18 protein-coding genes and 5 pseudogenes are annotated in these 21,900 nt (G+C 71.8%); 1 reads left to right on the plus strand and 22 read right to left on the minus strand.

The genetic code is table 11. The annotated features are described in order from the left end of the window. Window positions 1-106 precede the first annotated feature (106 nt). From BJF85_RS03030 to BJF85_RS31030, 19 genes and pseudogenes are all read right to left on the minus strand, one after another. Window positions 107-1,224: pseudogene (locus tag BJF85_RS03030) on the minus strand (PrsW family intramembrane metalloprotease). A gap of 139 nt (window positions 1,225-1,363) precedes the next feature. Further along, window positions 1,364-3,700, minus strand: coding sequence for a DUF6779 domain-containing protein (locus tag BJF85_RS03035; RefSeq protein ID WP_075845670.1), 2,337 nt, complete (start codon window positions 3,698-3,700; stop codon window positions 1,364-1,366). Between the two features lie 88 nt (window positions 3,701-3,788). Then, window positions 3,789-4,232: a DUF3180 domain-containing protein gene (locus tag BJF85_RS03040; protein WP_075845671.1), complete on the minus strand. Its 444-nt coding sequence runs from the start codon at window positions 4,230-4,232 to the stop codon at window positions 3,789-3,791. A 72-nt stretch (window positions 4,233-4,304) separates the two neighbouring features. Continuing rightward, window positions 4,305-5,234 carry a MerR family transcriptional regulator gene (locus BJF85_RS03045; protein ID WP_075845725.1) on the minus strand — a complete coding sequence of 310 codons (930 nt, stop codon included), beginning with the start codon at window positions 5,232-5,234 and terminating at the stop codon, window positions 4,305-4,307. Between the two features lie 140 nt (window positions 5,235-5,374). Further along, entirely contained in the window at window positions 5,375-5,866 is a 492-nt protein-coding gene (gene folK, locus BJF85_RS03050; RefSeq protein WP_075845672.1) for a 2-amino-4-hydroxy-6-hydroxymethyldihydropteridine diphosphokinase, read from the minus strand. Beyond that, window positions 5,863-6,231: a dihydroneopterin aldolase gene (folB, locus tag BJF85_RS03055; protein WP_075845673.1), complete on the minus strand. Its 369-nt coding sequence runs from the start codon at window positions 6,229-6,231 to the stop codon at window positions 5,863-5,865. Before folB ends, folK begins: the two co-directional genes overlap by 4 nt. Window positions 6,232-6,234: 3 nt before the next feature. Continuing rightward, window positions 6,235-7,036: pseudogene (gene folP / locus BJF85_RS03060) on the minus strand (dihydropteroate synthase). Between the two features lie 59 nt (window positions 7,037-7,095). Beyond that, window positions 7,096-9,873, minus strand: a complete 2,778-nt coding sequence (ftsH, locus tag BJF85_RS03070) for an ATP-dependent zinc metalloprotease FtsH (RefSeq protein ID WP_369822065.1) — start codon at window positions 9,871-9,873, stop codon at window positions 7,096-7,098. A 257-nt stretch (window positions 9,874-10,130) separates the two neighbouring features. After that, window positions 10,131-10,295: pseudogene (locus tag BJF85_RS31025) on the minus strand (ATP-dependent metallopeptidase FtsH/Yme1/Tma family protein); the annotation flags it as partial. Between the two features lie 284 nt (window positions 10,296-10,579). Then, entirely contained in the window at window positions 10,580-11,365 is a 786-nt protein-coding gene (locus BJF85_RS03075) for an ESX secretion-associated protein EspG (protein ID WP_075845726.1), read from the minus strand. Window positions 11,366-11,450: 85 nt separating this feature from the next. Further along, complete coding sequence (locus BJF85_RS03080; protein ID WP_075845675.1) at window positions 11,451-12,230, minus strand: ESX secretion-associated protein EspG; 780 nt, start codon at window positions 12,228-12,230, stop codon at window positions 11,451-11,453. Between the two features lie 6 nt (window positions 12,231-12,236). After that, the gene (locus BJF85_RS03085) at window positions 12,237-13,706 is read right to left on the minus strand and encodes a hypothetical protein (protein ID WP_255375351.1); all 1,470 of its coding nucleotides are present in this window, start codon (window positions 13,704-13,706) and stop codon (window positions 12,237-12,239) included. Window positions 13,707-13,726: 20 nt separating this feature from the next. Next, window positions 13,727-14,095 (minus strand): hypothetical protein, encoded by a 369-nt coding sequence (locus BJF85_RS03090; RefSeq protein ID WP_075845676.1) that lies wholly within the window; start codon window positions 14,093-14,095, stop codon window positions 13,727-13,729. A gap of 203 nt (window positions 14,096-14,298) precedes the next feature. Beyond that, window positions 14,299-14,859 (minus strand): hypoxanthine phosphoribosyltransferase, encoded by a 561-nt coding sequence (gene hpt / locus BJF85_RS03095; RefSeq protein WP_075845677.1) that lies wholly within the window; start codon window positions 14,857-14,859, stop codon window positions 14,299-14,301. Between the two features lie 14 nt (window positions 14,860-14,873). Further along, the gene (gene tilS / locus BJF85_RS03100; protein WP_083665876.1) at window positions 14,874-15,914 is read right to left on the minus strand and encodes a tRNA lysidine(34) synthetase TilS; all 1,041 of its coding nucleotides are present in this window, start codon (window positions 15,912-15,914) and stop codon (window positions 14,874-14,876) included. After that, window positions 15,893-16,933, minus strand: coding sequence for a zinc-dependent metalloprotease (locus BJF85_RS03105; protein ID WP_255375352.1), 1,041 nt, complete (start codon window positions 16,931-16,933; stop codon window positions 15,893-15,895). Before BJF85_RS03105 ends, tilS begins: the two co-directional genes overlap by 22 nt. Window positions 16,934-17,006: 73 nt before the next feature. Next, on the minus strand, window positions 17,007-17,777 hold the full coding sequence (locus BJF85_RS03110) for a D-alanyl-D-alanine carboxypeptidase (protein ID WP_255375359.1): 771 nt from the start codon (window positions 17,775-17,777) through the stop codon (window positions 17,007-17,009). After that, window positions 17,769-17,918: pseudogene (locus tag BJF85_RS29530) on the minus strand (D-alanyl-D-alanine carboxypeptidase); the annotation flags it as partial. The pseudogene BJF85_RS29530 and the gene BJF85_RS03110, both read right to left, overlap by 9 nt. Before the next feature lie 116 nt (window positions 17,919-18,034). Then, window positions 18,035-18,175: pseudogene (locus BJF85_RS31030) on the minus strand (D-alanyl-D-alanine carboxypeptidase); the annotation flags it as partial. A gap of 1,247 nt (window positions 18,176-19,422) precedes the next feature. Between BJF85_RS31030 and BJF85_RS03120 the strand changes: the two are divergent. Continuing rightward, entirely contained in the window at window positions 19,423-19,938 is a 516-nt protein-coding gene (locus BJF85_RS03120) for an inorganic diphosphatase (RefSeq protein ID WP_075845680.1), read from the plus strand. Between the two features lie 75 nt (window positions 19,939-20,013). On the opposite strand, the gene BJF85_RS03125 is transcribed toward BJF85_RS03120, so the two are convergent. Genes BJF85_RS03125 through BJF85_RS29540 form a run of 3 tightly spaced genes read right to left on the minus strand, consistent with a single transcriptional unit; the run spans window position 20,014 to window position 21,891 of the window. After that, window positions 20,014-21,204 carry a benzoate/H(+) symporter BenE family transporter gene (locus BJF85_RS03125; RefSeq protein ID WP_075845681.1) on the minus strand — a complete coding sequence of 397 codons (1,191 nt, stop codon included), beginning with the start codon at window positions 21,202-21,204 and terminating at the stop codon, window positions 20,014-20,016. Window positions 21,205-21,229: 25 nt separating this feature from the next. Further along, window positions 21,230-21,685 (minus strand): hypothetical protein, encoded by a 456-nt coding sequence (locus tag BJF85_RS03130; protein ID WP_255375354.1) that lies wholly within the window; start codon window positions 21,683-21,685, stop codon window positions 21,230-21,232. A gap of 26 nt (window positions 21,686-21,711) precedes the next feature. Next, on the minus strand, window positions 21,712-21,891 hold the full coding sequence (locus tag BJF85_RS29540; RefSeq protein WP_255375355.1) for a hypothetical protein: 180 nt from the start codon (window positions 21,889-21,891) through the stop codon (window positions 21,712-21,714). Window positions 21,892-21,900: the final 9 nt, after the last annotated feature.

Below are 21,900 nucleotides of genomic sequence, written 5' to 3' on the forward strand. Positions count from 1 at the left end.
CCTCGTAACTCCAAACTCGTTCCAGTCCCGACCTCGTCGCGGGTACCAGACGACCCGGTGAGAGTAGCTTCCGCGGATGGGGCGCCACGAACCGAGGTGACCAGCTTCACCCGGCGTGGGCCAGGCGCACCGCGTCCGCGCGCGCCTGCTGGGCCTCCGCCAAGAGGTCGTCGTGGCGCCTGCGGTCGTCGGCGGTCGTGACGCCGCGGCGGCGCAGGAATGCCAGCTCGGTGACCGCGGCCTGGTAGTCGCCGACGGCCCGGGCCGCCTCCCGGCCCGATTCGCGCCGGGCCTGCCGGCGCACGTACGGCGGGCGGCCAGGTCGGAGAGCAACTCGATCTCGGAACGGGCGATCCAGCCGTGTCGCGCCATGGCCGGCAACGCGCCCGCGACGACGCCCTGCTCGCGGCGGCGCTGCCACACCACGATCAGACCGACGCCGATGAACAGCGGGACCATGATGAGGAAGTAGACGTTGAGGAACGTCTCGGGCCCGCCGAGCATGGCCGCGGCGTTCCACAGCGCGTGCAGGCCGACCGCGCCGAAATACGCGGCGACGGGAAGGATGTAGCGGCCGATGCCGTAGTGCCGTTTCAACACCGTCAGGGCGAGGCCGATACCGATGATCACCGAGAACAGCGGGTGGGCGAACGGCGAGAGCACCCCGCGGAGCGTGAACGCGGCCAGCACCCCGTCGGACATGCCGTCCCCGAAACCGGACTCGTTGAACGCGTCCGCGAAGTAGTAGACGTTCTCGGTGAACGCGAACCCGGCGGCGCTGAACCCGGCGTAGACGATGCCGTCCACGACCCCGTCGAACTCGGTGGCCCTGCGGATCAGCACCACGACGATCGGCACGGCCTTGATGAACTCCTCGACCAACGGCGCCGAGATGATCGTCGCCACCCGGCTGCCGCCCTCGAAGCCGAGGAGCGAGTCGCCGACCGACCGTGCGGTGTCGTTGACCAGCAGCGCCAGCAGCGTCGCGACGCACGCGCCCCACAGGAACGTCAACAGCAGGTACTTGGCGGGCTCGGGTTCCCAGCGGTCCACCCACAGCAGCGCCGCGGTGACGATCGAGACCGGGACGACGGCGGCGAACACGCCCACGATCACGGCGGTGGCGCCCGTCTGCACCGTCACCAGCCCGAAGACGAGCAGGCCGCACAGCGCCACGGCGACCATGCCCGTCACCGGCAGCAGCACGGTGACCAGGCGAGTCATGTTGCGACGCGCATGGCGCGCGACAGCCACGGGTCCGCTCACGCCGGGCAGGGTAGTCGTCGATCACGCCGACGCGAGGGTGATGCGCGCCCGCACGTCGCGCGCCACCACCCGATCGCGTGGGTAGGCCGTTCGGCGATCAGTCTTCGGCGCGACGACGGCGGCGGGGCGTGGCGTCGCCGGAGCCGTACGCGGCCAACAGCTCGCTCACCGAACGGCCGGAGGAGTGCGAACCGGTCGGCTGCTCCTCGTCCTCGGGGTCCGGGGCACGGCGGCGGCCACCGGAGGTCTCCTGCGCGCCCTCGGGGGCCTGCCACGGCTCGCCCTCGGGGCGGTAGCGGCGACCGGTCGACTCGGCGTCGTGGTGGGCGGGCTGCTCGTCGACGTGCTCGCCGTACTCGTACTCGTCGGCCTCCGCGCGCCGTCTACGGCCGCCGGGCCTGCGCGCGAGATCACGCACCTCCGGCGGCAGGGTCGGATTGACGACGGGCTCCTCGGCGCCTGCCGCCTCGGCCGGGTCGGCACCGCCGGCGGGTTGCTCGGGGTAAGACATCGGTGGAAGGGGTCCCTTCGCGATCGGTTGTGCCGCCGAAGCCGCCTCGGGTGCCGGCTCAGCGGGTGGGTTCGGAGCGCCCGCACGCGAGGCTCCGAGACCTTGTTCCGGTGAACGAGCGTAAGCCGTCTGTGATCCGGGCTTGTCCATACCCTGACTTGACGACGCAACGACACTCGAGTCGGGACCGCCACGCGACCCGTACCCACCCGACTGGGGGATGGCCGCACTCCGGGCCTGCCGGCCCGCTTCATCCGATTTGTCCGTGGATGTCGTTTCCGGGCCGGCGGGACGACCGGCACGGGGCGGTGAATCGGGATTCTGCTGGGGTGCGGCTTGTTGGGCTGCGGCTTGCGGGGGCTGGGCCCGGCTGTGCGGCGGCTGGGCCTGGGGAGCCTGCGGGGTCGGGGCGCCCGCTCGTTGGGCGGGCCGGTAGCGCTCCTTGGCCACTGCCGCGCTCTCCCGCGCACGCACGCGCCGCGTCGGATCCTCGTTCGGGTCCTCGGCCGACGGCTCGGCCTGATGGTCCGGGGCCTGGTGCCCGGGGCCGTGTTGGCCGGGGACCTGACGATCCGGGGTCTGCCGGTCGTCGAACGCGGCTGCCGGGCGCGGCACGATCTGCGTCGACGGGCCGTCCGACGGCGCCGCGGGCAACTGCCGCGCACCGGACTGCTGCGGAGGACGCCGACCCGCCTGGGCCCGGGCCTGCTGTGCTTGGGTCTGCTGTGCGGGGGCCTGCTGTGCGGGGGCCTGGAATTCCTGCGACTGGGGCTCGTCGGCGCGATCCTCCGGGTACGCGGGCTGCGGCGGTTGCGGTGCCTGCGCGCGCCCGGCCTGCGGGTGCTGCCTCGGCGGACGCCGGGTCTGCTGCCCCTGCGGCGGACGCTGCGGATACGGCCCGGCGGCGGGCTTGCCGGGACCTGCCGGCTTCGACGTGGCCGCGGCGATGGCCGCGCGCGAGTCCTCGGCGGACGAGTTCGGCGCGCCGTCGTCCGAACCGGAGTCGCCGTTCGCGCCCGCACCGCCGGCCGGACCCGTCCCGTCGGCCGGGCCGGAGCCGTTCGGGGAGCCGTTCGAGGCGGCGCCGTTGGTGGCGGGCTGTTTCGCGGGGGCCTGGAACCATGCGGTCGACTGGACGGCAGCCTCCGCCCGTCGCACCGACGGCGATTCCGATTGCTCCGCCCGTCCGGGCGTCGCACCGTTCTTGCCGGCGCCGTTCATCGCGCCGTTGGCACCGTTCGCGCCATTGCCGTTCGCGCCGTTGCCGTTCGCGCCGCTGGCACCGTTCGCGCCGGTGCCGTTCATCCCGCCGCCGGCGATGGCCGTGGCGATGGCACCCGCGTCGCCGGCATCGGCGTCGACGACCCGGCCGATGAACTCGGTCGGGCTCTCGCTGCGGCCGGCGGTGAGCCGTGGCTTGTCGGCCACGGCCTCGCCCGCGGTCACGATGGGACGTTCGTCGGGGAACGAGCGCATCCGCGTGGACTGGGCGGTCAACGCGATGCGTTCCCACATCACCTCGCCGCCGAACAGGGCCTGCAGGTTGTCGCGCAGCGACGAGATCTCCGCGCGCAGCTCGTCCAGTTCGGCGCGCGATTCCTCCTCGACGCGCTGACGGGTCTCGGCCTCCACCTCGAGTTCGAACTCGTGCCGCGCGGCAATCTCGCGTTCCAGCTCGAGCTCGTAGACCTCCTGGGCCTTGGCCGCGCTGGCGGCGCTCTCGGCGGCCTTCTTGCGGTACCGCGCGGCGACGAACGTGCCGATCAGGGCGGCCCACAGCGCGGCGAGAATCCCGAACCGCAGAATGCGCAGGTCATCGGCGATGATCAAGGCGACGGTCGCGCCGGCCACGAGCAGTCCGCCCACGGCCAACCACAGTCGGCCGTTTCCGTGGCCGGACTCGTCGTCGGTCTCGCCTGTCATGCGAAATACCGTACCTGCCGGTCGCTCGATCGTGACCTCATCGGTACTTCGAGCGGACGGTTCGACCGGTTGACCGGTCGAACCGTGATCACTCGTCGCGGTCGCCGGTATCCGGTGCGCGACAGCAATGTTCGAGCCACAGCGCCGCGCCCACGAGAATGCCTGCGCACGCGGTTCCGACGATCGCCGCCGGAAGATCCGAGGCCGCCGCCGTCAGCCTGCCCGATTGCGGCGCGAGAAACACCACAGCCGCCAGCCAGGCGCCCGACATGAGCGCACCGAGCAGCGAGGAGGCCTTCGCCAACGCGACCGCGCGCGCGATGCCGAGCCCCGTGACGACCCGGCCCTCGCGGATCCGCCCCCGCACCACGAAACCCAGACCGACCTCGATGCCCGCGAGCACCAGCAACGTCCCGCCCGCGGCCGTCGGCAGGCTCGGCATCCGGCCGTACGCGACCTCGAAGAGCAGATACACCACCACGAGCCCCACCAAGCCGGCAACGATCAACTCGCGGGGACGCGTGAACTGCATGAACCCAACGTTACTGGTGCCCGTGTCAGCACCCCACGACGCCGTGTTGTGGATTCGCGGCGGGCACGGAGGTCACAGCGTCCGCAGCGCGTCGGCGAGCCACAGAGCGGCGGCGCGGGCGCTCGGCCGGAGGGGCCAGCCGTTGATCCGCGCGATCAGCTGCCAGTACCGCTCGGCGCGTGCATCTGCACCCTGGGCGATGCGGTCGGCAATATCCGCCGACGACACCCCGTCCGCCGCGGTGCCCAACGCGGCAGTCACCTCACCGGCCAGTTCGCCGGCAAGGGCCCGCCCGACCTGGGACGACGCTTCCGTCCCCGCGTCGACGGCCTGCTGCGCCCGGTCCAGCAACTGCTGCCACCGGTCCTCCGACAGTGCGAACATCGCGTCGGACACCGGATCACTGCCCGAGCGACCACGGGCCTGCTGCCGGAACATCTCCCGGATCAGCGCCCGGAAGTCGTCGTCGCCGACCAGTTCGGCGAACTCGATCCACGCCTCGAGCTGTTCCGGCGCCGGGTCGTCCGGCAACTCCGGTTTCGCCGAGCGCAGATGCGCGACGAATTCCGGATCGATGTCCAGGTCCGCGGTCACCTCGTTCCAGAAATCGTCGACCACACGCTTGCGTTCGTCGTCCGGCATCGACGCCAATCGCGTCATCATCCTCACCTCGTCCAACTCGGATTCACGGTTCGCGACCGCCCACAGCACCGAGCGCCGGTGGCGCAACATCCGGATCCGGTCGTCGAGCGCGTCCACATGCGCCCGCGCCAACTCCGGAACCGTCGACGCGCCGGCCAGGACGCGTCCGATGTCGGCAAGGCCGAGGCCCAGCTCCCGCAACGTGCGGATGAGGTCCGCGCGCGCCAACGCCGTCACGTCGTACAACCGGTAACCGGCCGCGGTGCGGTCGGTGGGAGGCAGCAATCCCTCGTCGGAGTAGAACCGGATCGTCTTCACGGACAGATTCGTGCGACCGGCCAGCTCCCCGATCGTGAACATCGCGCCTTCCACCTCTCCGAGTCTCGGGACTCCAGTCGGTGGAGAGTCAAACGCGAATCGCCAACACCCGCACGCGGATTGCTGACACGGCGACGTGGATTGCTGACACGCCCGCGCGAAGTGCTGACACGGCGACGTGGTTACAGGGGGAGGTCTCGGCGGGGGGTTACGTCGGACTTCGCGGCGTCCGGGAGGGCTGCCAGGAGGGCGTCGGCCCGGCCGGCGCCGGGGACCGTGGCGTCCGGGTCGATCTCCAGCCACGGGATCAGCACCGTCGCGCGGTGCGGGGTGCCGGGATGCGGCAGCGTGAGCCGCTCGTCGGCGGAACGCACGTCGTCGACCGTGACGACGTCGACGTCCAGGGTGCGCGGCCCCCAACGCTGCTCGCGCACCCGCTCGGCCGCGCGTTCCAACGACTGGGCCAGCTCGAGCCACGCCCACTCGTCGCGCGCCGGATCGTCCACAATGCACACGGCGTTGAGGAAGTCCGGCTGGTCGGTCACGCCCCACGGCGCGGTCTCGTACACGCTCGACACCGCCACCAGCACGTCGCGCAGCCCGTCGACAGCCACGCGCAGGTACGCCAACCGGTCACCCAGGTTCGACCCGAGCGACAGCACCGCGCGGCTCATCGCGTGCGCCCCACGGTGACGGCGACGTCGGCGAACGTCAGCGGGATCGGCGCCGACGGCTTGTGCACGGTCGCCTCGACCGCGGACACGCGCTCGTCGCGCAGCACCTCGTCGGCGATGCGCCCGGCGACGCTCTCGATCAGGTCGTAGGGCTCGCCGGCGACGATGTCGGCCGCGGCCTGCGCCAGTTCGCCGTAGTGCAGCGTCTGCGTCAGGTCGTCGGACTCGGCGGCGCGCGTGAGGTCGAGCCACACCGTGATGTCGACGACGAACTCCTGTCCGTCGCGCTTCTCGTGTTCGAACACGCCGTGCCTGCCGAACACCCTCAGGCCGGTCAGCGTGATGCGGTCGCGCGGTTCGGCCACGGTTCAGCCCCCGCCGCGGGCCCAGGCGGCGGCGACCTGCACCGCGTCGAGGGACGCGCCGACGTCGTGCACCCGAACGCCCCATGCGCCCGCGGCCGCCGACAGCGCCGACACGGCCGCCGTCGCGACCTCGCGGCCGGACGCGGGCCTCGGAGCCCCGTCGGCGTCGGCCAGCAGCGCGCCGAGGAAACGTTTGCGCGACGCGCCGACCAGCACGGGAAAGCCCATGTCGAGGAACTCGTCGAGCCGGTGCAGCAGGGCCCAGTCGTGCTCGGCGCGCTTCGCGAATCCGAGCCCCGGGTCCAGGATGATCGCGTCCTCGGCGACCCCGGCGGCCAACGCGTCGTCGATGCGCGCCCTCAGTTCGTCGCGCACCTCGACGACGACGTCGTCGTACTCGGCGAGCGCGTTCATGTCCTTGCTGTGCCCGCGCCAGTGCATGAGCACGTACGGCACGCGGGCACCGGCCGCGACCTTCGCCATGTCCGGGTCGGCCAGTCCGCCGGAGACGTCGTTGACGATCTGCGCGCCGGCGTCGATCGCCGCCTCGGCGACCGCGGCGCGCGTGGTGTCGACCGACAGCGGCAGGCCGTCCTGCGCGAGCTGCCGCACCACCGGGACGACGCGGGCGAGTTCGGTCTCGGCGTCCACGCGGTCGGAGCCGGGCCGGGTGGACTCGCCGCCGACGTCGATGACGTCGGCCCCGCGCCGCCACATCGCGTGCGCGTGCGCGAGCGCGTCCTCCTGCTGAGGTACCTGCCGCCGTCGGAGAACGAGTTCGGAGTGACGTTCAGGACGCCATCACGACGCAGCGATGCGCCGAGCTGGGATTCGCCGAGGTGCGGGGCGTCGGGATGAGCGGGTTCACCGACTGCCCTTGATCAACTGCAGTGCCTCCGCCCGGGAGGTCGCCGACCGTTCCATGATGCCGCGCACCGCCGAGGTGGTCGTGCGCGCGCCCGGCTTGCGGATGCCGCGCATCGCCATGCACAGGTGCTCGGCCTCGATCACGACGATCACGCCGCGCGGGTTCAGCCTGCGGTCCAGCGCGTCGGCGACCTGCGTGGTCAACCGCTCCTGCACCTGCGGGCGCTTGGCGTACAGGTCGACGAGCCTGGCCAGTTTGGACAGTCCCGTCACCTTGCCCTGCGCGTTCGGGATGTAGCCGACGTGGGCGACCCCGTGGAACGGCACCAGGTGGTGCTCGCACTGGCTGTACACCGGGATCTCGGTGACCAGCACGAGTTCCTCGTGACTCTCGTCGAACGTGCGGTCCAGGACGTGGTCCGGGTCGTTGTACAGCCCGGCGAACATCTCCCGGTAGGCGCGCGCGACCCGCGCCGGCGTCTCCTTCAGTCCGTCCCGGTCGGGATCCTCGCCGCACGCCAACAGCAACTCGCGCACCGCGTTCTCCGCGCGAGCCTGATCGAACATCCGGCCCGTGGCATGGGGCGCGTCGACGGTGTTCTCGTCGACGACCACGTGCCCGTTCCCGGAGGCCTCGCTAGCGATAGTGACCGTCCTGCTCGTCGGGACCACCCTCGCCCTGCGGGCGCGATGGCGGTTGCTGTTGGTTCTGCTGCGGCGGGTTCTGCGGCGGCTGGTGCGACTGCGACGGGTTCTGCGACTGATGCGGCTGCGGGTTCGGATCCTGCGCCCACGGCCGCGTCGGACGCGGGCTCGGCGAGGTCGCCGGCGTCCACCCGGGCGGTGCGCCGTAGTGCGGCGGACCCGCCGTACGGCCACCGGAGCCCGGCTGCGGCTGGCCGTACGGCTGCTGCGGCCACTGCTGACCGGGCTGGCCACCGCCGTTCGGACCGCCGTGCTGACCACCGTTGCGGCCGTTCGACCCGGACGGCGGAGCGTACGGGTTGTAGGCGGGCGGCGCCGACTGCGGGTCGGGCTGGCCACCCTGCGGCTGACCGCCGTACGGCTGCTGCGGCTGGCCGCCCTGACCGGCGCTACCGGGCACGCCTGCGGGATGCCGCCCTGAGGCAGCTCCCCACTCGCCGGCTCCTCGCCGGCGACCGGGGCCGACGGTGTCGGCGCGGGAACGGGCTCGGCCTCGCGCTGCTGCTGTTCGTGCAGCTCCTCCTCGGAGGGCCACGGCTCGCCGCGCTCGGCGGCCAGCTCACGCGCGGTCTTGATCGGCGGCTTGTCCGACGGGAGGCGCTCGCCGAACTCGTTGAACACCGTGATCCGCGGCCGCTTCTCGACGGACGAGAAGATCCGTTCGAGGTCGCGGCGCTGCAGCGTCTCCTTCTCGAGCACCTCGGCGACCAGGTCGTCGAGCACGTCGCGGTAGGTGTTGAGCACCTGCCACGCCTCGGTGTGCGCGGTCTCGATCAGCTTGCGGACTTCCTCGTCGATCTCGTGCGCGACCTCGAGGGAGTAGTTCGCCTGCTGGCCCGCGGCACGGCCGACGAACGGGTCGCCCTGCTCCTGGCCGTACTTGACGGCGCCGAGCCGCGGGCTCATGCCGTACTCGGTGACCATCGCGCGGGCGATCTTCGTGGCCTGCTCGATGTCGGAGGACGCGCCCGTGGTCGGCTCGTGGAAGACCAGCTCCTCGGCCGTGCGTCCGCCCATGGCGAACACCAGCCTGCCGATCATCTCCGAACGGGTCATCAAGTCCTTGTCGTCCTCGGGCACGATCAACGCGTGCCCGCCGGTGCGCCCGCGCGGCAGGATCGTCAGCTTGTACACCGGCTCGATGTCCGGCATCGCCCACGCGGCCAGCGCGTGCCCGCCCTCGTGGTACGCGGTGATCTTGCGTTCGCGGTCGGAGATGATGCGGCTCTTGCGTGCCGGGCCGCCCACCACGCGGTCGACGGACTCCTCCAACGCGGCGTCGGTGATCATCGTGCCGTGCTGGCGGGCCGTGAGCAGCGCCGCCTCGTTGATGACGTTGGCCAGGTCCGCGCCCGACATGCCGACGGTGCGCTTGGCCAGCCCGTTCATGTCGACGCCCTCGGCGATCGGCTTGCCGGCCGAGTGCACCTTCAGGATCGCCTCGCGACCACGCAGGTCGGGCGCCGCGACCGGGATCTGCCGGTCGAACCGGCCGGGACGCAGCAGCGCCGGGTCGAGGATGTCGGGACGGTTCGTCGCCGCGATGAGGATGATGCCCCCGCGCGAGTCGAACCCGTCCATCTCGACGAGCAGCTGGTTCAGCGTCTGCTCACGTTCGTCGTGACCGCCGCCCATGCCGGCGCCGCGCTGGCGGCCGACGGCGTCGATCTCGTCGACGAAGATGATGCACGGCGCGTTCTGCTTGGCCTGCTCGAACAGGTCACGGACACGCGAGGCGCCGACACCGACGAACATCTCGACGAAGTCCGAACCGGAGATCGTGTAGAACGGCACACCCGCCTCACCGGCGACGGCCCTGGCCAGCAGCGTCTTACCGGTGCCGGGCGGACCGTAGAGCAGCACGCCCTTCGGGATCTTCGCGCCCAGTTGCTGGTACCGGCCCGGCGCCTGCAGGAAGTCCTTGATCTCGTGCAGCTCCTCGACGGCCTCCGAGCGCCCGCGACGTCGCCGAACGTCGTCGTCGGCATGTCCTTGTTGAGCTGCTTGGCCTTGGACTTGCCGAAGTTGAGGACCTTGTTCCCGCCGCCCTGGGCGTTGTTCATCATCCAGATCAGCAGCAGCAACAGGATTCCCAGCGGAATCATGTAGATGAGCATCTGGGTGAAGAACGAGTCCTGCGTGACGGTCGTGTCGAACTGGATGCCCCTGGCACCCTCACCGTCGCCGGTGCGCGCGTCGAGCAGCACGTTGTAGAGCTGTCCGGAGGCGCCGCCGGGGAACTGGGTGATGATCTCGGTGGCGTTCTCGCCCTCGACGTTGATGCCCTCTTCCAAGGTCAGCTTGAGCTGCTGTTCCTTGTCCTCGAGGTTGGCTTCCGTGACGTTGCCGGATTCGATCTGCTGCACGGCCTGCGACGTGGGGACCGGGGCGTATCCCCGATCGCCGTCGAAGATCATGCTGAACGCGAAATAGAGCAGCAGAACCGCAACTATCCACAGCAGTGGGTTCTTGAGCAGGCGCTTGCGGTCCATGAGATCCGGCCGGTGTGGCCTCGACCCTCCCTGGCTAGGCGGTTCGTGGTGACTGCCGCCGTCACGTCTATGTCAGCGGCCGCGGGCGAGCTGCTCACGGCCTACGGGCGTTCTATCAGGGTACCGCCCGCTCACCAGGCACATCCGGGCGCTGAGACGAGTTCGGCGGCACTGGATGCGCACCCGTCCCAGTGCCGCACCGTTCGGTCAACGACTCCGACCGGCCCGGTGTTCCCGGCAGGTGCGCGAGGTCACCGACCGCCTCCGGCGCGACCGGCCGGGTCTCAGTTCGCGACCCCCGCCACGAGCTCGGCCAGCCTCGTGCGCAGCGTCTTCGTGTCGGCCGGGGCGACCGTGACCCAGTCGCTGTCCGCACCGGAGGTGCTCAGGTAGCGGCCGGTCGCCGTGTCGAACCAGGCCAGCACCGCCGAACGCTTCTTGTACCCCAGCTCGTCCCTGCTGTTGGCCGCCAACTGGCCGCCCCGCAACCGCGGCTGCGCGATGAGCTGGGCGTAGGCCTCCCGCGGGTCCGAGGCCTGCTCGGTGAGGCTGCCCCGGCGTCGCCCGCCGGACTCGCCCGAGTCGTTGCCCGTCCGCCCGGCCAGCGCACCCGTGCGGTCGGGCCGTGTCTGCAGCGCCTCGCCCATCGGCAGCGTGATCGACGGCGACGTCCCACGCTGCGCAGCCGGAAGCAGGTCCACGACCGCCGAGGCCAGTCCGTCCGGGTAGATCGGCTGGAGCCGCACACCCTGGCCGTCCTGCACCGCCAGCACGGCCTGCTTGCCGTCGGACGCGGCGATCGCCCCGACCGGCGGATGCTGGAACTCCGGGATGAACAGCGCGTCGACGCTCGTGCGCGCCCGCCCGAGGACGTCCAACCAGCCCTCGACCGGCGAACCCACGATGCCGCGCGCCTCGAACTCGTTCTCGGCCTGCCTGCGCAGGGCCATGCGTTCGCTCTCGGTCCTGCCGTGGGAGGCGACCTTCAGCGGGTACGGCAGTTCGCCCGCGCCCAGCTCCTCCCACAGGAAGTCGAACGCGACCGGCGTGAAGAACTCCTGGGTGGGCACGATCCTCCCGATCAGTTCGGAACTCGCGATGGTGCTGCTGTCGTGCGTGAACATTAGTCGACCTCGGGATACCGGCAGTCGTTTCTCACAGCGGGGCCGTGGCGCCGGAGGCGGCGCCCGCGAGCATCTCGGACAGCCGATGCCGCAGCGTCGGCGCGTCCGCCGGGGCGATCGTGATCCAGTCCCGACCGTCCCGACCCCGGCTCGCCTGCGTGAAGTAGCGGCCCGACTCGGTGTCGAACCAGCTCAGCACCGGCATCCGGGTGCGGCTGCCCGCCGCGTTCCGCGCGTTGGCGCCGATCTGGCCACCGCGCAGCCGCGGCTGGGCGTTCAACCTGGCGAGCGCCTTGCGGTCGTCGTCGGGACCCGAACCCGCGCTGCCGCGACGTTGCAGGAAGTCGACCCCCGAGCCCGACAACAGGTGCTCGAGCGGGACGGTGATCGACTTCTCCGCGCCGCGCCGCTCCGCGGGAAGCAGGTCGACGATCGCGCTGGCCAGGCCGTCGGCGGGCACCCGGTCGAACGAGAACCCGTCGACGTCGGAGATCACCAGCACGCCCTGGGCGCCGAGCGCGGCGGACACGGCGAGTCGCGACTCGCCCTCCGGCTCGCCGACCTGCACCGAATCGAGGCTGACCTCGGCCGTCGACAGACAGTCCAGCCAGTCCTCGATCAGCGGCGCAGGACGGCCGTCGACGTCGATGACGCCGCGTTCCGCCAGCTTCGGAAGCGTCTGGGCCCGCAGGGCGGCGCGCTCGTCGAGCGTCTGCCCGTGCGAGCGCACCTCCAGCGGATACGGCAGCTCACCGGCGCCGAACGACTCCCACAGGAAGTCGAACTCCAGTGGGGAGAGCCGTTCCGCCAAAGGTCATCACTCCTCGTCGTCCGGGCCCCAGGCACCCAGCACCGGCGGTGCCGTGGCCTGGTTCGCCCCGAACAGCTCGTCCGGGTCGGCCTCGATGAGGAACGAGGCGTGCTTGTGGTCCTCTTCCTCCTGGCCGGCACCCGCGGCCCCGGCGCCGGCGGCACCCATGCCGCCACCCATCGGGGTGGCCGCGGGGGCCATGGCGGCGTCGCGGCCACCGATCAGGCCGTTCGCACCGGCGACACCGGCCGACTGCGGCTGCTGCACCGACGCGGCGGGCTGAGCGGCCTGCTGCGCGGCGGCACCGGTCGAGTCGCCGTCGGAGGTCTGCTCGGCCTTGGTCTTGCTGCCCTTCGACAGGGCACGCGCACCCGCGACCGCGGCACCACCACCGGCCAGCGCACCGCCGAGGGCGGCCGCACCGGCACCGACACCCAGGCCGCTCGACGACGCGGCCGGGGCCGCGGGCATCGCCGTGCCGGCGGCGCCGCCACCGGTGGGAGCCTGGGCGGCCGGAGCCTGCGGGGTCTGCGGGGCGGGCGCCTGGTGCGGCGCCGGCTGGTGCTGGGCACCCTGCGCCGCGCCGCCGTGACCGGCCCCGAGCGTGTCCACGCTCGCGGCTCCGCCGCCCATGGCGCCGGGGCCCGCGGACACCGGACCGAACGACGAGATCGCCGTGCCGCCCGTCGTGGCCGTGGGCTTCAGGCCGAGCGAGGCCGGGCCGAAGCTCGGGGTGGAGTTGTCGACCTCGGACATCGCGGAGGTGTAGGTCTCCAGGTACTGGACCTGCTGAGCCTTGACCGCGCGGGCCTGGTCGAACTTCTCCTTCATGTCCTTCGCCATCGCCGCGGGGCCCATGGCGAGCATCTGCGCCGTCTCCTGCGCCGGGTCGAACTCCTCCGGCGCCGGCATCTTCTTCAGCTCGGCGGCCGCGGACGCCTGCTGCGACAGCCGCTGGCCCATGGCCTGCGCGGCCTCGGCGGCCTGCGAGCTCGAGTTCGCGATACCGACGAGCGCGCCCTGCGCGGCACCGGCCGCCTGGCCGATCCACGCGTTGCCGAGTTCGCTGATCGTCGAGTACAGGTCCTCGGAGATCTGCTGCAGCTGGGTGCCGTGCTTGCCCCAGCCGCTGCCGAGCTCCTCGGCGCTGCCGGGCACGTTGTTGACCGTGGCGAACTGGTACAGCTGCTTGCTCTCGTGCGCGTGCCAGTTCGGGCGGTCGGTGATGGCCCGCAGGTCGTCGGTGAGGAAGCCGTCGGACCGGCCGCGGGCACGGCTCACGAGGTCGGCGACACCGCCGGTGTCACCGATGTGCACCGCGTTGCCGCCACCGCCGAAGCCGCCCCGGCCCGCGCCGTAGGCCGGCACGTGGCCCCCGGAACCGCCTGCGGCCTCCACGGGCTGGTGGCCGCCGTACTCGCCGCCTGCCTCGCCGCCGAAATCGGAACCGATCACACCGGAGTCATCGATATTCACTGGTCAAGTCCCCCTGTTCCCTACAGCTGCCCGGTGAACGGGCGGGCGTTGTCCGCGTCGGTGTCGCGGTACTGGCGCATCGCCGTGGTGATGGCCTGCTCGGCCTCGTCGTACTGGGCGTAGAGGTTGCGCAGGGCGTCGGCGTAGGACTCGCCGCCACCACCGGCACGGTCGGAGAACTTGGCGGCCATGGCGTTGCCGACCGGGTTCGCGCCGATCTGCGGCGGCGCCGCGAGCTCCTCGGTCTGCCGGATGAGCGCCTCGACGGCGTCCTTACCGGTGCGGAGCTTGCTCAGCACCGTCTCGGCGGCGTCCGGGTCGATGCCGACCTGGCCGTCCACCGCGGCCTGGCGAAACGCCGCGGCGTCCGCGTGACTGCTGTTCCCCATGGTCCAGACTCTCCCTACGTCCCCTCAGAGCCGGCGACATGCCTTCCGGTTGCCGACCTGCAATCTTCGCTTAGGTTAACGCACCACTGCGGCCTCTATGACGCGAACGAGGGAACTTTCGTTCCCCTCCGGTCGCGTGAGTCTCACGCGATGGTCGCGGCCGCCCCCGACTCCCCTGGCGCGCTCACCGAACGTGATCGGTCCTACGACGAGTACACCTTGGGGTCAAGCGTGCCGATGTAGGGCAGATCACGGTACCGCTCTGCGTAGTCCAGACCATAGCCGACGACGAACTCGTTCGGAATATCGAAGCCGACGTACTTCACCGGCACGTCGACCTGGACCGCCTCGCGTTTACGCAGCAGTGAGACCACGTTCAACGACTTCGGATGGCGGGCCGTGAGGTTCTTCAGCAACCACGACAGGGTGAGGCCCGAGTCGACGATGTCCTCGACGATCAGCACGTCCCTGCCGGCGATGTCGCGGTCGAGGTCCTTGAGGATCCGCACGACGCCCGACGACGTCGTCGCGGCGCCGTAGGAGGACACGGCCATGAACTCCAGCTGCGCCGGGATCGGCAGTGCACGGGCGAAGTCGGTCATGAACATGACCGCGCCCTTGAGCACCCCGACGAGCACGAGGTCGGTCGCGGCCGACTCACCCTCGGAGGTGTAGTCCGCGGCGATCTTCTCGGCCAGTTCGCCGGTCTTGTCCTTGATCTCTTGCTCGGTGATGAGCACGGAGGCGATATCGCCTTCGTACACGGCAGTGGTCCCCTCTAGCGGCGGTTCGTGCTGTCGGTGCTGTCGGCGTTCTCGGTGTTCTCGGTGTTCTCGGCGGGGTCCGACGGGCCCGGTTCGACCCTGAGCTTTCCACGTGCCCTGCCCGCCTCAAAATGGCCCGGCAGCCAGACCCCGCCCTGACCGCGCCACGCGCCGACGAGTGCGTCGACCGAACGCAGGTGCGCGTCGGTGAGCTCGCGCACACCCGCGGCCAGCAACCAGCTGCGCAACGCGCGTCGGCGCACCGCGGGCGGGGCCGGTTCGAGGATCTCGACCGACAGTTCTCCGGATTCGGTCGCGCGAGCGCGCTCGAGAAGCTGCTCGGCGAGGTCGTCGAGCGTGTCGACGTCCTCGCGCAGTTGCGCGGCCGTGCGCGCGAGCGCCCCCGCGACACCGCCGCCGAGGACGTCGTCGAGCAGCGGCAGGGCCTCGGTGCGCACCCGCACGCGCCGGTACCGCGGATCGACGTTGTGGGGGTCCTGCCACGGCTCGATGCCGAGTTCGTCACACGCCGCCCTGGTGACCGTCCGCGGCACGCCGAGCAGTGGCCTCCCCCACGGCCGGTCGAACGGGCGCATCCCGGCGATCGACCGGGGTCCCGAACCGCGACCGAGCCCCAACAGGACCGTTTCGGCCTGGTCGTCGAGGGTGTGGCCGAGCAGGACCGTGGCGCCGTCGGGAATCGCCCCCCGCAACGCGCGGTACCGGGCCTTCCTGGCCGCCGCCTCGGGGCCGCCCGGACCGGACACCGACACCGGCAGCACCCGCGCCTCCGCGACGCCCAGACCGCGGGCCGCGGCGGCGGCGGTCTCCGCGACGTCCGCCGACCCGGGCTGGAGGTCGTGGTCGACGACGAGCGCCGTGACCGCGCCCCCGGTGACGTACGCGGCGGCCTCGGCGAGCGCCAGCGAATCGGCCCCGCCCGACACGGCGACGTACCGCCCGCCGCCGTCCGGGTGCGCGCGCAGGAAGTCCCGCACCGCGCCGCGGACCGCCGCGACGGCGGCGAATCCGGTCAGTGGATCCGCCGCACCCATGCCTGCGGGTCCTTGATCTCCGCGCGGGTCGGCAACGTCTCCGGCGACGTCCACACGGCGTTGAAACCGGCCATGCCCACCGTGTCGACGACGTGCCGGGTGAAGGCCGCGCCCTGCTCGTACTGGCGCACCTTCGCGTCGATGCCCAGCAGCGTGCGCAACAGCCGGTCGAGGACACCGCCTCCCTTGCGGCGTTCGGTGAACCGCCTGCGGATCGTGCGCACGCTCGGCACGACGTCCGGGCCGACGGCGTCCATCACGTAGTCCGCATGCCCCTCGAGCAATGTCGACAAAGCGATCAGTCGGTCGAACACCTCGCGCTGGGCCGGCGACTGCAGGATCTCTGCGAGGCCCATCACGTCGCGCGACTCGGACGAGCGCAGGTTGCGCACGGCGTCGGGCATCCGGGACAGCGCCGCCGTGAACGTCTCCTCCGAGCCCGACAGCCCGCCGACGAGCAGGCCCACCTGGTCGGCGAAGTAGTCCCGCAGCCAGTCGACGGCCGTGAACTGCAGCCGGTGCGTGCACTCGTGCAGGCACACCCACATGCGGAAATCGCGGCCCGAGACGTCCATGGCCCGCTGCGCGGTGACGACGTTCGGCGCGACGAGCACGAGGCTGCCCTCGGCGTCCGGTCCGCCGAACGGGTCGTACTGGCCCAGCACCCGCGAACCCAGGAACGCCAACACGACGCCCGTCTGCACGCCCGCGCCGCCCGCGACGACCGACGTCAACCACGACGGGCGGTCCGGCGGCACGGCGCGACTCGTGAGCTGGTCCAGCCCGGCCGCGGCGGAGCGCACCCAGCCCGGCCGGTCGAGCACCTCACCCTGCTTCACCGGCAGGCCGTGGCCCAGATCGGTCAACTCGCGGACGTAGCGCTCGGCGTCGACCGACAGGTCGCGCAACTCCACGACCGCGCGTTCGGCCTCCTCCCGCGGGACCGTCGGTCCGCCGCGCGCCAACAGCGCACCCGTCGACGCGGCCAACGACCAGTCGACCAGCGGATTCGTGGCCACGGAACGGGACGTTTCGGTGGTCTCGGCGTTCACCCCGCCGACGCTACCCGCTCCCGAGCCCGCGAGCCCCCACTCAGGGGCAGCCGCAGGTTCGGAGGGTTGCGGTGATGGTGTCGAGGGCCTCGCGGGCGGTTTCGGTGTTGCGGGCGCCCGAGGTCGTGAGCGAGAACGTGAGCAGGCGGCCCTCGACGGTCACGAGGTAGCCGGTGAGCGCGTTGGCGCCGATCGACGGGATCGTGCCGGTCTTCGCCCGCACCCAGCCGCGGCCCTGCGCGCGCACACCGTCGTCGTAGCGCGCCGAGAGCGTGCCCGTGCCGCCTGCCACCGGCAGTCCGCCGAGGATCGGCCGCAGCGTCGTCGCGAGCCTGCCGTCGCCGCCGGCGGTCTGACCGCCACCGCCGCTCCCGGCGCCCGCACCGGCACCGCCGCCCGCGGCCACGCTGACGACCTCCGCGAGCAGTTCGGCGGTGATGCGGTTGTCCACCGACAGGCCGCTGCCGTCGTTGAGCGTCACGCCCTCGACGTCGAAGCCGTGCTGCCGCAGCACGTCGAGCGTCGCCTGCGAACCGCCCTCGAACGAGGCCTCCTTGCCGGTCGACAGGGCCACGTGGCGTTGGATCGCCTCGGCGAGCGTGTTGTCGGACAGGTCGAGCATCTGCTGTACGAGCTGTTCCATCGGGGCCGATTCGACCTCGGCGATCGTTCGTCCACCCTCGACGGCGGTGTCGCCCGACACGCTCGCGCCGGGCAGTTTCGCCGCGAGCTGCTCGGCGAAGTCGGCCGCGGGCGTGCCCGTGCGCCGGGACAGGTCGTCGACGGGGTTGGACCGGCCGCCGTCGAGCATCACCGACTCGATGGGCGCGGCGTACGTCGACGGCGCGTCGCCCTCCGACCAGCCGGGGCCGGTCTTCTCGCCGGTGAACAGCGTGTCGGCGACCGCGATCGACTGCACCCCGTTCCCCGCTCCCTCGGCGATCCGCGCCGCGAGGTCGTCGAGCGCGCGGCGCCGCGGTACAGCGACTCCTCACCCTCGGGCAGGGACGACAGGGTGACGTCGCCGCCGCCCTCGACGACCACGTGCCCGGGCGAGGTCTCCACCGCCCGCGTCGTCAGCCGCGCGTCGGGACCGAGTTCGAGCAATGCCGCGGCCGCGGTGAGCACCTTCGTCGCCGACGCGGGCGCCACCGGCTGGTCCGCGCCCTGCGACCACAACGTCTCGCCGCCCTGCGGGTCCACGACCATGCCGGTGAACCGGCCCAGCGCGCCGTTGCCGGTCGGACCGGCCAACGCCTGCCGGACGCCCTCCGCGGTCGCGCGGGCGCCTCGCCGCCGACGCCGTCGAGCTGGCTGCTGACCGCCACCGGCTCCGGCGGGTCGGCCTGCGGCAGGTTCGGCGCCCACGGCAGGCCCAGCCGGTTCGACACCTGCGGCAACGCCAACGCCACCCCGACCGCGACGATCAGCACCAACGCCGTGCCCGTCAGCAGCAGCCCCCGCTTCCGGCGGCGCGGCCGTGGTTCGGGCTCCGGGTCGGGGTCGGGCGCCAGCGTGTCGTTGTCGAGCTCGTCATCGGCGCCGTCGGCGTCGTCGAGGCTGTTGACGGCGCTGTCGGCCGGGTCGTCGTACGGGCTGTACGGGCCGTACGCGTCGTGTGGATGCCCGGACTCCTCGGACCCGCCCGCACCGTGCGGCCGGTCGACCGCGAGGTACGCCGTCGCACCACCGTCGGAGCCTGCCGAGCGGTCCGGGGTGTCGGGGGTGGCGGCCGTCTCCGCGGCGTGGCCGTCGTCGGGCCGCGGCGCGCCCTGCGGTTCGATCCGCACCGGACGTGCCATTCCACCCGCAGGGGGGACCGAACCGGCCGGCGGAACCGGCGGGTTCTGCGGCGTCGGGGGCTGCGGCTGCTGGTGCTGCGGTGTCGAGTGCTGCGGTGTCGGATCTTCCGGCGGCTGGAACCACGACGACTGCCGAGGCGGCTGGGGCGGCTGCTGGTGCTGCAGCGGCGGCCGCTGGGAGTGCTGCTGAGGGTACTGCTGCTGGTCGGGGTACTGCTGCGGATTCGGACGCGGCCGCGGCTCCGTCGACTGCTGGTCCGGCCGAGGCTGCTCCGGCCGGGGCTGGGGTTGGTCCGAGCGGGGATGCTGCTGCTGCGGGGGCTGCTGCCGGCCCAGGTGCCGGGGCCGGCCCTGCGGCGGGCCTGCCGGGGATGCCCCTGCGGCGGCTGCGACCGTTGGCCGTCGGCGTCGTCCGACGGCCACGCCGGTCCACCGCCGGTGCCCTGGCGATCGGTCCCCTCACCGTCGCCGGTACCGCCCTGTGCCACGTACCCCTCCACCAGGTTGTCTGTTTTCCGCTATTCGAACGGGGCAGATATCACACTAGTGCCCTCCTGGCTGCTCATTGACCGAGCGGTGGGTCACACTGGGACGGTTAGGTCATCCATAGTTCGCCGCGCAGACGCGGCGCCGACGAGAGCGAGCGAGGACGCCGTGGAGTTCGACGTCACGATCGAGATCCCCCGCGGGGAGCGCAACAAGTACGAGGTGGACCACGAGTCGGGCCGCATCAAGCTCGACCGCACGCTGTTCACGGCGACGCAGTACCCGGCCGACTACGGCTTCATCGACGACACGCTCGGCCAGGACGGTGACCCGCTCGACGTGCTCGTGCTCGTCCAGCAGCCGACGTTCCCCGGTTGCCTGATCACGTGCCGCGCGGTCGGCATGTTCCGCATGCGCGACGAGAAGGGTCCGGACGACAAGGTCCTGGCCGTCCCGGCGGGCGACCCGCGTAACGAGCACCTGCGCGACATCCACCACCTGAACGAGTTCCACAAGCTCGAGATCGAGCACTTCTTCCAGGTGTACAAGGACCTCGAGCCGGCCAAGAGCGTCGAGGGCTCCTCCTGGGTCGGCCGCATGGAGGCCGAGGCCGAGATCGAGCGTTCGCTGGAGCGCGAGAAGGAGCGTCTGGAGAAGGAAGCCGCCGACGCCGGCAAGCACTGACGTCTCCATTCCTGTGACGGGGATTCCGCCGTGTGGCGGGGTCCCCGTTTTTCAATGGATTCACTGGAACGGAGCTCACTTCTCGGGGCGCCTGCGCAGCGTGATCGCGGCGGTGAGCACGCCGGCGAGCAGGCCCCAGAACGCCGAGCCGATGCCCAGCAGCGTCACGCCGGAGGCGGTGGCCAGGAACGTCACGAGCGCGGACTCGCGCCACCGGTCGTCGGCGAGCGCGGCGCCGAGCGAACCGCTGATGGTGGCGAGCAGGCCGAGTCCGCTGATGCCGATGATCAACGCCTCGGGCATCGCGGCGAGCAGCGACCCGACGGTGCCGGCGAACACGGCCACGACGAGGTAGAACAGGCCCGCCCACACGGCCGCGATGTAGCGACGGTTGCGGTCCTCGAGGGCCTGCGGACCGGTGCAGATGGCCGCCGTGATCGCCGCGAGGTTCAGCCCGAAACACCCGAACGGCGCCAGCAGCAGGTTGGCCACGCCGGTGGTGCCGATGACGGGCGAGAGCGGCACCTCGGTGTAGCCGTCGCCGCGTAGCACCGCGACGCCGGGCAGGTTCTGCGACGCCATCGTCACGATGTACAGCGGAAGCGCGACGCTGATGATCACCTGCCAGTCGAACTCGGGCATCGTGAAGACCGGCGTCGCGAGCGCGAGATCGACGCGGTCCAGGCGCAGCGTGCCGGTGGCGGCCGTGGCGACCACCCCGACGGCCAGCGCGACCAGCACGGCGTAGCGAGCCAGCCACCGCCGCGCCAGCAGGTACGCCAGCACCATCGGTCCGACGACGACCAGGCTCGTCTCCAGCTCGCCGAACAGGTCGATGCCGAAGTGCACGAGGACCCCGGCGAGCAGGCCCGAGGCCAGCGGCACCGGGATGCGGTCCATGAGTCGTTCGAACCAGCCGGTGAGGCCTGTCAGCGTGATCAACGCGGCCGACACGACGAACGCGCCGATGGCCTGCGCCATCGACACCCCGTGCAGGCTCGCGGCCAACAGCGCGGCACCGGTCGTCGACCAGGCGGTGACGATGGGCGCGCGGTAGCGCAGGGACAGGGCGATCGACGTGACGCCCATGCCGACGCAGACGGCGAGCATCCACGACGTCACCTCGGCCGGTGAGGCGCCCGCGGCCGTTGCGGCGGAGAAGACGATCGCGCCCGTGCTCGTGACGGCCACGAGCACGGAGATCAGGCCGGCGGCGACCGCCGACGGCGGGAACGCCCTGCGCAACGTGTTCGTCGCCGCGGTCATCCGGTCGTGCTCATCGCGTGGGTCCTCAGGCTCCCGCCGTCACTTGACCGGGTGAGCCTACCCATCGGCGTACGGCGGTCCGGGACACCAGGTACAGCACCGTGGCGTTGCACAGGTGCCACAGGAAGTGCGTGCCGGGCGGAAACGAACCGCACACGGTGTGGTCCATGGAGCGGAATGTCAACGAGACGCCGAACAGTCCGCCCGCCGTGAGGAACACCGGCCAGGCGCCGTCGCGGATCGTCAACGCGGCGAGCACGAACAACGTCACCAGCGGCGCCGCGTAGTACGAGCCGGGCATGCCCAGCGCGTCGGCGGCCAGCCCCGCGGGGACACCGATGCCGGCGAACACGGGGATCGCCAACCACGCCCACCGCCACGGCACGCGCAGGAAGACGTGCGCGAACACGACCGCGTAGCCGAGGACGAACAACGCGATCGCGGCCGAGTCCGCCATGCCCGCCCACGCCGTGGCGAGCATGTGGAACGCCGTGCTGGCAACGAAGATCAGCCCGAGACCGACCGCGAGCGCGCGGCCGCCCGCGTGCCGCGCGCCAACCGCCAGATCGCGATCGCCGCGAGCAGGAAACCGAGGTTGCTGACCGTGTTGAGGGGTTCGCCCAGCAACCCCGGTTCGAGTCGCTCGCAGTACTCGTCGACGTAGGCGTTCCAGTCGTATCCGTCCACATCGGCCGG

The sequence above is a fragment of the Saccharomonospora sp. CUA-673 genome, from assembly GCF_001942305.1.
GTDB lineage: Bacteria > Actinomycetota > Actinomycetes > Mycobacteriales > Pseudonocardiaceae > Prauserella.